Origin of the sequence: Campylobacter ureolyticus, assembly GCF_027277485.1 — a bacterium.
GTDB classification, from domain to species: domain Bacteria; phylum Campylobacterota; class Campylobacteria; order Campylobacterales; family Campylobacteraceae; genus Campylobacter_B; species Campylobacter_B ureolyticus_B.
Window position 1 is genome coordinate 1 of record NZ_JAPXGQ010000019.1, and the last position, 13,105, is coordinate 13,105.

Annotated in this window: 8 protein-coding genes and 1 CRISPR repeat array; all 8 genes read right to left on the bottom strand. The window is 28.8% G+C overall.

Annotation, left to right across the window (positions count from 1 at the left end; translation table 11 throughout):
• Positions 1 to 31 precede the first annotated feature (31 nt).
• A CRISPR array of direct repeats spans positions 32 to 5,416; the repeat unit is 30 nt; unit sequence GTTTCAAAATCCATAGGATCAAATTTATAC.
• A 261-nt stretch (positions 5,417 to 5,677) separates the two neighbouring features.
• The 8 genes from cas1 to O6B72_RS08690 are packed head-to-tail and all read right to left on the bottom strand — an operon-like array spanning position 5,678 to position 12,944.
• Positions 5,678 to 6,676 carry a CRISPR-associated endonuclease Cas1 gene (cas1, locus tag O6B72_RS08655; protein ID WP_269492882.1) on the bottom strand — a complete coding sequence of 333 codons (999 nt, stop codon included), beginning with the start codon at positions 6,674 to 6,676 and terminating at the stop codon, positions 5,678 to 5,680.
• Between the two features lie 9 nt (positions 6,677 to 6,685).
• On the bottom strand, positions 6,686 to 6,964 hold the full coding sequence (cas2, locus tag O6B72_RS08660; RefSeq protein WP_269492883.1) for a CRISPR-associated endonuclease Cas2: 279 nt from the start codon (positions 6,962 to 6,964) through the stop codon (positions 6,686 to 6,688).
• Between the two features lie 8 nt (positions 6,965 to 6,972).
• Positions 6,973 to 7,470 carry a Dna2/Cas4 domain-containing protein gene (locus tag O6B72_RS08665; protein WP_269492884.1) on the bottom strand — a complete coding sequence of 166 codons (498 nt, stop codon included), beginning with the start codon at positions 7,468 to 7,470 and terminating at the stop codon, positions 6,973 to 6,975.
• Positions 7,467 to 9,674 carry a CRISPR-associated helicase Cas3' gene (cas3, locus tag O6B72_RS08670; protein WP_269492885.1) on the bottom strand — a complete coding sequence of 736 codons (2,208 nt, stop codon included), beginning with the start codon at positions 9,672 to 9,674 and terminating at the stop codon, positions 7,467 to 7,469. The genes O6B72_RS08665 and cas3 overlap by 4 nt, the downstream gene beginning before the upstream one ends.
• The gene (locus O6B72_RS08675; RefSeq protein WP_269492886.1) at positions 9,674 to 10,414 is read right to left on the bottom strand and encodes a CRISPR-associated protein Cas5; all 741 of its coding nucleotides are present in this window, start codon (positions 10,412 to 10,414) and stop codon (positions 9,674 to 9,676) included. Before O6B72_RS08675 ends, cas3 begins: the two co-directional genes overlap by 1 nt.
• On the bottom strand, positions 10,414 to 11,280 hold the full coding sequence (gene cas7b / locus O6B72_RS08680; RefSeq protein ID WP_269492887.1) for a type I-B CRISPR-associated protein Cas7/Csh2: 867 nt from the start codon (positions 11,278 to 11,280) through the stop codon (positions 10,414 to 10,416). The genes O6B72_RS08675 and cas7b overlap by 1 nt, the downstream gene beginning before the upstream one ends.
• Positions 11,264 to 11,662, bottom strand: a complete 399-nt coding sequence (locus O6B72_RS08685) for a hypothetical protein (RefSeq protein ID WP_269480366.1) — start codon at positions 11,660 to 11,662, stop codon at positions 11,264 to 11,266. Before O6B72_RS08685 ends, cas7b begins: the two co-directional genes overlap by 17 nt.
• Position 11,663: 1 nt before the next feature.
• On the bottom strand, positions 11,664 to 12,944 hold the full coding sequence (locus O6B72_RS08690; protein ID WP_269492888.1) for a TM1802 family CRISPR-associated protein: 1,281 nt from the start codon (positions 12,942 to 12,944) through the stop codon (positions 11,664 to 11,666).
• Positions 12,945 to 13,105: the final 161 nt, after the last annotated feature.

Genomic DNA, 13,105 nt, shown 5'->3' on the forward strand with positions numbered 1-13,105 from the left:
ATCATTCCATTTTTCATTTGCTCACTCATATGTTTCAAAATCCATAGGATCAAATTTATACTTAAAGTTGTGTCGATAAGTTTTCTATCAACATTACGTTTCAAAATCCATAGGATCAAATTTATACTTTGTTTGATGAGTTCTCTACTGCTTTTTATTTCGTTTCAAAATCCATAGGATCAAATTTATACCTCAAGCAAGAGAAAGAACTTTTATAGTAGGTATGTTTCAAAATCCATAGGATCAAATTTATACTTTATATTTGCCCTATAAAAAGTGGTTATTTTTATTTGTTTCAAAATCCATAGGATCAAATTTATACCGGCCAGGACTGGGCACACGATGAAATATCATTGAGGTTTCAAAATCCATAGGATCAAATTTATACATTAAAAAAATGCTTACATTTAGCTCAATCTCTCGTTTCAAAATCCATAGGATCAAATTTATACTAGAATTCGTGCATTGTTTTAATGGTGGTTGTGAATGTTTCAAAATCCATAGGATCAAATTTATACAGGATTGATAGTTTTATTGTCATCTTTTTTCTTAGTTTCAAAATCCATAGGATCAAATTTATACCTTAAAAAGCAAACTCCCATAAGCACTCATAACAGCAGTTTCAAAATCCATAGGATCAAATTTATACGCTCTTATTTCACTTGCTGTTCTTCCTATGGTGTCTGGTTTCAAAATCCATAGGATCAAATTTATACGTTTTAAATTATATGATTGCGAAACATCTAAAATTTGTTTCAAAATCCATAGGATCAAATTTATACGATGACACTATATTGACAACTTGTCATTAAAATACTAGTTTCAAAATCCATAGGATCAAATTTATACTCTTGCTTTTGCTTCTACTCGGTATTGCTTGTGGTCGTTTCAAAATCCATAGGATCAAATTTATACTCTTGCTTTTGCTTCTACTCGGTATTGCTTGTGGTCGTTTCAAAATCCATAGGATCAAATTTATACTTTTGTTTGAACTTTTGTATCGCCTTTAAGACAACAGTTTCAAAATCCATAGGATCAAATTTATACTAAATTTATTTTTTAACCACTTTTTATAGGCCAAGTTTCAAAATCCATAGGATCAAATTTATACTCATCAACTATTGTTTTTATTAGATTTTGTTTATTTGAGTTTCAAAATCCATAGGATCAAATTTATACGCTAAAAGCCTTTTTTAGTGGATTTTTTACTGGTTGTTTCAAAATCCATAGGATCAAATTTATACTTGATAGTTGTGTAGAAAGTACAAAAGAATTCGAATGTTTCAAAATCCATAGGATCAAATTTATACATGTGTGGATATAATGGAAGTTATGATGCCTTAGGTTTCAAAATCCATAGGATCAAATTTATACCCTTGCGGCGGATTAGTCCGCTTAGCACCAAACCGTTTCAAAATCCATAGGATCAAATTTATACAGGTCATTATGATGAAAATATTCATAAATTCGTAAAAGAGTTTCAAAATCCATAGGATCAAATTTATACCTTTTGAAAACTTATACGGATCTGCGTGTCTTTGAAGTTTCAAAATCCATAGGATCAAATTTATACTTTCTTATAGAGTTAAAAACTAACAATTCTTTACCTTATTTGTTTCAAAATCCATAGGATCAAATTTATACGCCGGGCTAGCGAACGGATAAAGCCCGCCCCTATCAAGGCGGTTTCAAAATCCATAGGATCAAATTTATACAATCTGATTACTATCCTTTATCTTGCCATCAAAAGAGTTTCAAAATCCATAGGATCAAATTTATACCGAAAAGGTTTTATTTTTTAATTTTGTAAAATTTGAGTTTCAAAATCCATAGGATCAAATTTATACTTAGCGATGAAACTGAAAGCTTTGAAATAGAAAAGTTTCAAAATCCATAGGATCAAATTTATACAGTTGAGGCTGAAACCAAAGATATTCCAATAGTTTTGTTTCAAAATCCATAGGATCAAATTTATACTTATATTTGCCCTATAAAAAGTGGTTATTTTTATTTGTTTCAAAATCCATAGGATCAAATTTATACAAAAGTGGTTAAAAAATAAATTTATTTTCTTATAGTTTCAAAATCCATAGGATCAAATTTATACGTTACCACCCTTTGCATAAGTCGCTTACAAGTTTCTTTGTTTCAAAATCCATAGGATCAAATTTATACTGTGTCCTTATATACTAATCTTCGCAGTAAAAAAAGTTTCAAAATCCATAGGATCAAATTTATACTTATTTCTACTTCGTTTTGTGTGAATTTATACTCTCTACGTTTCAAAATCCATAGGATCAAATTTATACCAAAAATTGTATCTATGGCGGTATAAAAAATAACAGTTTCAAAATCCATAGGATCAAATTTATACTCTAACTAGGTTTAAAATAAATCTCTTATCTCTAGTTCGTTTCAAAATCCATAGGATCAAATTTATACTTAAGACAAGATGACTTGGCCGAACAAGTAGATGTGTTTCAAAATCCATAGGATCAAATTTATACTGTTTTTGTTCTAAAATACCCTTTGGCTAGTTTTAGTTTCAAAATCCATAGGATCAAATTTATACCAAAATGACAATTTTAAAAGAGATGTAAGTATTTATGTTTCAAAATCCATAGGATCAAATTTATACAGTTCATCTTTTGCCTTTTGACCCCTTGAAAAAAGACGTTTCAAAATCCATAGGATCAAATTTATACTATTGATTTGGCGCAACTACGTTGTTGCTTGCATTTAGTTTCAAAATCCATAGGATCAAATTTATACTAAAAGCTAGTGAACCTAGTAAATCGGTAGAAGTGTTTCAAAATCCATAGGATCAAATTTATACTGTATATATCTTGCTATCATCACTGCTTATGTCTTGTTTCAAAATCCATAGGATCAAATTTATACTATAATTTCACCCCCTTTTATAGTAGGGTTTTGCTGAGTTTCAAAATCCATAGGATCAAATTTATACGCAAAGGTTTAGAGTATGGAAACACTATCTCAGAAGTGTTTCAAAATCCATAGGATCAAATTTATACTTTTATTTAGCATAGTATTTGGGAAAACATCGCTAGTTTCAAAATCCATAGGATCAAATTTATACGGTGTATCCACAGTTTTAGGCTCAACATGTTCTACTCGTTTCAAAATCCATAGGATCAAATTTATACGATAACCCCGAAAAATATCAGTATGATGAAAAAGATAGTTTCAAAATCCATAGGATCAAATTTATACCTTGCATAAATACGTCTAATTTACGAGTAAAATTAGAGTTTCAAAATCCATAGGATCAAATTTATACGTAGGCGGAGCACACTTTTCAGGAGCAGGAACAAGTTTCAAAATCCATAGGATCAAATTTATACACGGTTATTGCCATTGGCCCTAAACAAAAGGATAGTTTCAAAATCCATAGGATCAAATTTATACTATGAATGCTATCAAAACATATTTTTAATTGATTTAGGTTTCAAAATCCATAGGATCAAATTTATACTCTAAACTAGGTATATCAAATCAACGTTTAAATCGTAGTTTCAAAATCCATAGGATCAAATTTATACGTGGGTTAGTTGTCAATCCGTATCTTGTTCTAAGAAGTTTCAAAATCCATAGGATCAAATTTATACTAAAAACTCGTTATTTATACGCCTACTTGCCATTTTAGTTTCAAAATCCATAGGATCAAATTTATACTTTATGAATGTATGGTAGAAAAAATCAAAGAAATGTTGTTTCAAAATCCATAGGATCAAATTTATACCTTAGCACCAAAAGCTTTATTTAAAAAGCATTCCTAGTTTCAAAATCCATAGGATCAAATTTATACCTAGGTCTTTTACCTCTTCCCTTTTTTGCTTCATCAGTTTCAAAATCCATAGGATCAAATTTATACCTAGAACTAGAACCCAAATAAAAAGTTTGTGATTTGTTTCAAAATCCATAGGATCAAATTTATACCTTAGAACGCACGGAATCGGGTTTATCATTTTTTGGTTTCAAAATCCATAGGATCAAATTTATACCATCAACTCCAAGGATTATATCACCATAATCACGGTTGTTTCAAAATCCATAGGATCAAATTTATACGTAAAGGTTATGCAGGTGTAACTGGCTTTTTTTGGTTTCAAAATCCATAGGATCAAATTTATACGCAAGTAACTCGCCATCCGCTGTTGAGTGTGTTCCTGAGGTTTCAAAATCCATAGGATCAAATTTATACTTAATTTCTTTTATGCTAGGGTCTAAAACATATTGTCGTTTCAAAATCCATAGGATCAAATTTATACCTTCCATTTTGTAGATATCTATTTTGCACTCTTCGATGTTTCAAAATCCATAGGATCAAATTTATACGCCACCTATAAAGGTTCCAAGTGATGCTTTTTTCATAGTTTCAAAATCCATAGGATCAAATTTATACTAGCTTAGGCATAAATTATTATACCGATTATGATGGTGGTTTCAAAATCCATAGGATCAAATTTATACAAATCAGTAGAAGTTAAATACCGTGATGAACTTCGTTTCAAAATCCATAGGATCAAATTTATACTTTGATGTAGCGTTTAGCTATCCAACCACTGTTAGTTTCAAAATCCATAGGATCAAATTTATACCTTTAATTCATCAAGCTGAGCTAAGGTTTTATCATTTTGTTTCAAAATCCATAGGATCAAATTTATACCATAGATATCTTTGCCATTAACTTCATAAAATGAGTGTTTCAAAATCCATAGGATCAAATTTATACACAGCAAGATCCATATCCCAAATGTTATATTTTGAGTTTCAAAATCCATAGGATCAAATTTATACTAAAGCTAGCTGAAAAAAGAACGGTAACTTTTTTAGAGTTTCAAAATCCATAGGATCAAATTTATACTCTTCTTTTTTGTTTTCAAAATCATTTAGCATATTTTCGTTTCAAAATCCATAGGATCAAATTTATACGTATTGCATAATCAACTTTTTCACCCTGCTTTAGACCGTTTCAAAATCCATAGGATCAAATTTATACGCGATAAAGCAGGTAAAACGTTTTTTGATACGGAGTTTCAAAATCCATAGGATCAAATTTATACTTTAAATATTTTGCTTTATAAAGCATATATTTAAGTTTCAAAATCCATAGGATCAAATTTATACTATACAGGTCCTATTTGACCCATCATAGGCATACTAGGTTTCAAAATCCATAGGATCAAATTTATACGAGAGTAGAAAATGGCAAGAAAGATAAAAGTAACAAAGGTTTCAAAATCCATAGGATCAAATTTATACTAAAGTTTGCGATAGTTTGGGGCTAAATCCACTAACGTTTCAAAATCCATAGGATCAAATTTATACGATATGATCTTGTATATTTATCTGGTAAATCTGCGTTTCAAAATCCATAGGATCAAATTTATACAGCAACCAAACCTCCATACAAAAGCGGTTGTTACTGTAAAATTATAAATTATTCTCCTTTAAAATCGCTGAATTTATAAAAATAAAAACTTGAAATAAAGCTATATCTAAGTTTTAGAAAACTTAATCTTTGCTTTAAAATAACTTCTCACTAAGTAGGCATTAAAATGAATTTTTCACAAAATATACAAATAGTTCAAAACTCTTGAGCCCAACTCACAAACTTATCACTTAAGCTGCTGTTTTTAATCAACCAAACCACTTAAATCTCACCCATAAAGCCCTCATAAGGATAATTTTCACAAATACACTTTTTTATCCTGTTTGCCTCACGCCTTATGATTTGCCTATATGTAAGGTTTTGTTTGCCAAGACTTACAACAGAGGTTAAAGACCTTATCATATTTAACTCTATTTTTTGTACCGCATCGTTGCTAAAACGAATCCGTCCAGCATTTGTTTTAAAATCTTTTGGTGTTATTTCTTTTCTATTTAGCATATTAAAAATCAAATTATCCCCAATAAGTGGTTTAAAAATCTCAGCTAAATCAAGATGCAAGCTAAGTGAGCGGTAGTTTGGCTCATGCAAGAACGAAATCCTAGGATCAAGCTCAGTTTTATAAATTTCACTTAGACAAACATTATAAATCCGCGTGTTTACATAACTTATAAAAGTATTAATTTTATCTGTTGGTGGACGTTTTGAACGAGTTATAAATTTAAAGCTTTTTTGATCTTTAATGATTTCATTCCACTTTTGATAATACTCTTTTGCAAAAGCTCCCTCGCATGCCATAATTTCTGCAATAGAGCTTGCCTTATCAAGTGCATTTAAATATTTCTGAGTTTCAAATTTTACCGCTTTTTTTATGCAGTTATTTGCTGCGTTTTTCATCCTTGCCCTTGTAATTTCTTTAGCGATTGCGACTCTTTTTATCTCATCATCAAAACTTCTTAACTGATTTAAAAAGACAAAACCACTTTTATTTACAGAATTTGGCGAGTTTGGATAAAAGTTTCCACGAAAACTACCGTGTGCGCTAAAGACATGAAGCAAGATATTGTTTGTGCTTAAAAATGACATCGTATAGGTATCTAGCTCAACTTTTCCCAAGATGTAAATTTCATCGATGCCATTTATCGGTAAAATTTTCGTATCTACAACTAAGTTTTGTTCATCAAATTTATCAAAATAAATGTTGTTGTCTTTTCGGTAGAGTTTTCCGTTGTTTAATATAAAATGTGTTCTATCGTTTTTCATATTAGCTCCTTAGCTAAAAAGTGGCTCGTTTTTATCGATTCCGATAACCTCTCTTGTTGTATAACTTGGCTTTTCAAAAGTATAAATCACAACCGAGTCAAACTCATCATAGATTAATTTTTTAAGCATAACTTTGAGTTTTATCAAATCACTTTTTCTAATCTCACCTTCAAATACGCTAAATTGCACTCTTGGAAGATATTTTTCGACAAGTTTTCTTACTTTATTTGCATTCTTTTTTGTCTTTTCATCATTACTTGATATATCATAAAACAAAACCACATACATTTTACACTCTAAAAACAGTAGTCATTATAAGCACAGTTTTTACAAAATTTAATTTTTATAGCTTTTGGTGGCAAATCAAGACTTAAAAACTCACTCATATCAGATAAAATCCGTTTCATAAAATCAAAGTTTTCATCATTGTCGTCTACGGTTATAATGGTTTTTGCGCTTACAACTTTTCCATAAATCTTTTTTAATCCTAGTGCGTTTTTAAGAGTATAAATATAAAAAAGAAGTTGCATTTTTGCAGCATTTTTATTTTTTAAAGTTTTTTTATATTCTGTTATCTCATAATGTCCTTTTTGTTTTGAGACTTTGTCAAATTGCAGATTTGAGTATGGAAAATCATGTAAATTTTCTTTTAATTCAGACAAGGATTTACCAATCAGCATATTTTCATCATCTTGCCTTGCGTAAATCTTTCTTGAGTAAAGCCACGCTTCTATTTTGCAAGTTACATAGTAATTTACAAGTGTGCCTGAGATCTGTTCTTTTGGAAAGCTCATGAAAACGTCTCTTCTTCTATTGTTAAATCTGTTGTAAAGCCAAACTCTTTTGTATAGTTTTTAAAACCAAAATTAAGTATATATCTTCCAAATATCTCTTTTAATTGTAAATTTTCGATTAATTTGTGATTTATGTTTATCGTTTGGCCTAAAAGAGTTTTTTCCAAATCTTTTATCTTTGCTAAAGCTTCAAATTTATCATCATACGAGTTTAAAATATTATCTCTTTTTTCTATAAACTCTTTAAAATCATCTTTTCTTTCTTCTATAAAAACCGAAACTTTCCATGGTTGTTTTGGCATGAAATTTGCTGTAAAATTACCATAAATTGTGGTAAATTCAAGTTTTTGCATTTTTTCATTAATTTTAGTGTGAGTTGTTTCATATTTTACTCTCTTAAAATACTCCTCTAAAATTTCAAATATCTCATTTTCATAAATGCCATTTTTTAGGCTATTTTTTACAAACTCCTCTTGTAAATCTATACCATGATATGGAAGTTTTTTATCTACATTTTCAAACTCCAAAAAATCAAAAACAAAACACTCACTTATTTTACTCTTTATACCGTTTCTATTTACACGTCCTGCCATCTGTACTATAGAAGTAAATGGAGCAAATTCTCTAAACCCAACACTAAAATCAAGATCAACTCCAGCTTCTATAAGCTGCGTTGCGATAAGTTTAACTGGCTTTTGCTCTTTTAGTTTTTTAGATATTTCTTTAAGTAGCTCTATTCTGTGCTTTGGAGTTTGATGAGTTGTAAGAAGATAGAGATTTTCATCTTTTTTAAGCTCTTTATATATGGTTTGAGCTTTTGCTATGGTATTTACAACACAAAGCGTACTTTTAGTTTGCGAGTTTAACATGCAAACCAAATCTTTGATATTTTTTATCTTATCAAAAAATGAAATTTTATATCTGTTTTGTTTTGATCTGTAAAAATCACTTTCTGAAATAATTGTGAAATTTTCCAAATTAAGATGGGGCATTGTTGCTGACATAATTATAAAATCTATATTATAAATTTTACCAAACTCATTAAACACAAACGCTAAATCTTGCAGCAAAACTCTAGATATGTTTTGAATTTCATCAACAATAATAACGCTATTTTTAAGAGTTTGAAGTTTTAAGTTATCTTTGTTTGAGTTTGAAAAAAAGATGTTTAAAAGCTGATTAAAAGTAGTTATGATAAGTGGCTCATGCCAAATGTCTGCTAAAAATATCTTTTTAGAAAACTGCTCTTTTTCATCATCGGTATATTTTGATAGGTAATGATATTTTAAAAGACCTAAATTTTCAGGGATAACTTTTTCATATTCTAAAAAAGTCTGATCTATTATAGAAGTAAATGGAATAGCTGTGATTATGCGTTTTTTATGCTTTTGTGTGGCAATTTTTAGCGCAAGCTCAAGTGCGATATATGTCTTTCCAATGCCAGTTGGAGCTTTTATTATAAATTTATCTTTGTCTTTGTTAGTTTCATAATTTTTAAATATAATTTTTCTTGAGCTATTTTTGTAGTTATTTGGTGGTTTGTTTGAAATTTGTGCGTGTATGTTTTGGATGATATTTTCGCAAATTTTGGGCGATATAAAATCCAAGTCTTCATATGGTTTATCAAAAATAGCTTCAAATTTATCAGCCAAAATCAACTTTGAATATCTATCTTTAAATTTAAAGAAATTTTCTATTTTAAAAAAGTTTTTTACTTCGTTCAAAATATCATCAAAAAAGTCGGCAAATTCGTATATTTTATCTTTTTGTATAATCTCTAAAAAAGCTTTTGAATCTGCTGCTTTTAAAGATGAGGTAATATTGCTTATCTTTTCATCTGAGTTTAAATTATTTTCTATACAAGTAAGGTAGTTTAGCATACTTTCAAAATTTTCTAAATTTGAGTGATGTTTTAAAATAGAGCATAAATTTATAATAAAATCAATATTTTTATTATCTTGCATAAAAAAATATATATAAGCACTTTCCAAAGAGTGCGTTGTTTTTAGTATATTTCGTTCTTTTTCAAACTCTTTGTTGGTGGCAAAATTTTCCTTTTTTAGCGTGATGTATTTTTGAAAATTATCTGATTGTTTGGCAAAATCATGATAAAAAGCACACTTTGCAAACTCTTTATCGTCAAAACTATCTACTAGATTTTTGATATGGTTTTTATACTCTTTTTTTGGATGAGAATAAAGCATCACACAAACCTACAAAAATATTTTCCTTCGCTTGTTAAAATTTCATAAGCTTCTATGTTTTTAACCGCTATTTTGCTATTTGAATGGACTAAATTTATAGATTCTATAGGAGAGCGTTTGTGGTTAAGCTTTGTCGTAATGAGAGTGTTTTTATAAAACACATTGTCATCAAACTCAATACTTTCAACAAAGCTTTGCTCTAAAAATGAATCCAAGCTTACCAAATCAAATTTCTTCATTGAAAAACTCTCAAGTGGCAAAAAGCTAAAATTTGCACTAAACTCGCTATTGCCCATGTATAAATTATATTTTAAAAGACGGCTTTTTAAGCTTTTTACAATTTCATCTTCAAATTTAAACCCATCTATAAAAATAGTAAAAGCTGGATTTATTAAAAGCTCTCTATTTATTGGTTTTTGTGGTGCTTTTGTATCTCTTAGACCATCTTTTATCGCTTTGAAATTTAGCTTTTGCAGGTTGAAAAGATATGAGTTTGTCTTTTTAGTATAGTCATTTATGTAATTTTGCGAAAAACTCTTTTTTGAAGTGTTGCTGTTTGTAACTACGCTATATTTAAAGCTATTAAAATCATCGTCTCTTAAATACTCATCTATACCTAAAATCGCAGCCATCATACCTGCAACGGCCGTTTTTGGAGGGAAATTTAAAGTTATATTTTGACTAATCGTCATTGGGTCTTTAAAAGCTCCAAATTTACTCCAAATTTTAAAAGTAAACATCACATAACTTTCATATCAACTTTAGCTAAATCTTTAAAAACGCTAAGCTTTTCTTTTATGCTTTCATCGTAGTAAATTTCTATTTTTTCTATCTTTTCATCTGCTATTTTTATCGCTTCTATAAGCTCATCTAAGCAAATTTCACATTCGTCAAATTTTCTAATATCATCGGAATTTTTATTTTTAATACTGATTAATTCATCAAGAAGCCCTATAACATAGGTATCATTGTAAATTATTCTAAAAAGTGCTCTTGGTTTTTGGCCGATTTTACTTCTTGTATTTAAAAGTTTTGTTCCATTCCACATAGAATCAACCATCTCGTTTATATCATCTTCGGTTGTGTTTGATTTTTTGGCGTTTATAGAGTTTATCGTTCCATACATTGCAAAAAGTGCATAAGGCAAGTAATTATCGGTTCTAAAAGTTTTATTATTTTTTCCATCTTTTCCAAATGCTCCAGTTCCTTGACTTAAAATAGTCTCTGTTTGGTTTAAGGATTTTGCCCATGAAAATTGAACCGCACCAATTACTTGAATATTCTTGCTTGGTGCAACCCCACCAAAAAGCCTATTGTCAATACAGCTTAAAAAAACTTCCTTAATATCTTTTAAATTTGATAATTTTTGAAGCTCGTTAAATCTTGTTTCCGCAGACTGAACAGTTTCTGGATTATTTACAAAAATAGTTTTATTTTTTCTATCTTGCAAATCATCTCTAATTGTTCTTTTAACTCTAACATCACTAACTATAGCCTTTCTATCGGTTTCATCAAATCTTGGCGCATTGTCATTTAGCATATCACCGTTTGGATTTGTCATCTTTGCATCCCAGATAAAAAGTAACTCACTATGCTTTGCTATCATCATTAACTCCTTTGCTTGGATATTGTTGTTTAAATTTTTTGTAATCATTAAAACCTCTTAAAAAATAAAACGATACTTCGCTATTTCTTAAATTTGCATTTTCATTGTAATTTGAAGTAATCAGCTCTGAAAGATCGCTATTTCTTGCACTTTCAAGTTTTAGCTTTCTTTCAAATTCATTTGCTTTATTAAAAATTTTAATCAAATTTGATTTTATAAGTTGCCTATTTGAGAGCCATTTTTTAAATGTTTCATTTTGTTTTGAAATTTCTGAATAATACGAACTATCAATAATAGCTTTTGAATAGGCTCCTACTAAATATGCAAATTTAAAATCATCTTCTATATTTAGATTTTTAAAATACTCTGAGAAAAGTTCCATTTTAACCCCTTTTTATTGTATTTATACTATCTAAAAACTTTATAGTTCTATCTTCGTTTTGAATAAAATTATCACTAAATTCAATCCACTCTTTTATATTTTTATCGTTTAGCTTTTTTTTGTTTTCAAAATCAAATTCTCTAAAATGCTCAAATTTATCCAAAAGTTTTGAATACTCAATCTTTTCATATCCCAAAAGCAGCTTTGTAAGATATATTTTTTCTTGCAAGACTTTGTTTTCTAAGCCTTTAATCTTTTTAAAACGCGTAAAAAGCTCATCTACAGAAAAATAATCACTAAGGAACAAAAAACCATCTTTTTTCTTTTCTATGGAATAATAATCACAAACCTTTTGTTCCATCATCTTTGCTCCCACATCTCTTATCTTGCTTGGCAAAAGATTTTCCATACTTCCAAGAATTTTAACCGATAAATTTACTATATTTATATCAGTAAAATATAAATCAACATAGCTTGATTTTATCATCTCCAAGTCACCCACTTCTTTTTGAAGTTTTCTTATAAAACTATCTTCTTTTGAAGCTTTATCTTCTAAGCTATAAGTTTTTTGTATCTTTTTAAAACCGTCTAATATAATTTTATATGCTTTTTTATCAAATTTGATCATCGATGGGATGATGATATACTCAAGCCCTTTATGATAAAATTTAAGATTATTAATAACATAAATCCAACCTTTTTTTATCGTAGATGCACTTTTTTGAGAAAGTGGAAGTTTGGTAGTAATTTGTTCTTTAAATTTATCATGATAATTGTCAAATGTAAAAAACTTAACATCAGGATTGTATCCGCAAATATCTTCTTTTTTAGTTATAAAATCAATACTTTTTTGCAGTTTAATATCAGAGTGAGGAAAAGCACAATCTTGGATGAAATTTGTTAAAATTTCAGGCATTAACTCTCTTATGGTTTTTCCATTTATTGTAAATATCAGCAAATAGTCGTTTTTAGCAAAAGTTTTAAGTTCAAGCTCGTCTTTTTCATAATTTTTTATATATTCAAAAACAGGTTTTGCTAAATTTTGATTTTGTTCATTTGCAAAAACAAGTACCGATTTTTCAAAAGTTGGAGCTGTGTTTTTAAACTTTTTATAAAAATCACTCTCTTTTTGATAGATAAAATTCGGATAAAGATAGAAGTATCCGCTTCCTCTTCCACCAATTGCTTTTGTAAAAAACGTATCTAGTTTATCAAGTGAAGTTTTTGTAAGAGTCGGCTTTTTAACAAGAGCTTGACTGTTTACACTAAAATTAACACTCAAAACCGTATAGCTTGATGCATCAAAATCAGTTTTTAATAAACTTGTATGATACCCCTTAACATTTAACTAATAAATGTAAGCTTTTTTTAGACACAGGGAATAAACCATGTGCTAAATATTAAATATATAAATTTAGTATTTTGACACAGTTTTTAAGATTT

Coding starts and splice junctions, on each gene's coding strand:
- cas1 (WP_269492882.1), bottom strand. CDS start 6,676: ATGAAAAACGATAGAACACATTTTATATTAAACAACGGAAAACTCTAC.
- cas2 (WP_269492883.1), bottom strand. CDS start 6,964: ATGTATGTGGTTTTGTTTTATGATATATCAAGTAATGATGAAAAGACA.
- O6B72_RS08665 (WP_269492884.1), bottom strand. CDS start 7,470: ATGAGCTTTCCAAAAGAACAGATCTCAGGCACACTTGTAAATTACTAT.
- cas3 (WP_269492885.1), bottom strand. CDS start 9,674: ATGCTTTATTCTCATCCAAAAAAAGAGTATAAAAACCATATCAAAAAT.
- O6B72_RS08675 (WP_269492886.1), bottom strand. CDS start 10,414: ATGTTTACTTTTAAAATTTGGAGTAAATTTGGAGCTTTTAAAGACCCA.
- cas7b (WP_269492887.1), bottom strand. CDS start 11,280: ATGATAGCAAAGCATAGTGAGTTACTTTTTATCTGGGATGCAAAGATG.
- O6B72_RS08685 (WP_269480366.1), bottom strand. CDS start 11,662: ATGGAACTTTTCTCAGAGTATTTTAAAAATCTAAATATAGAAGATGAT.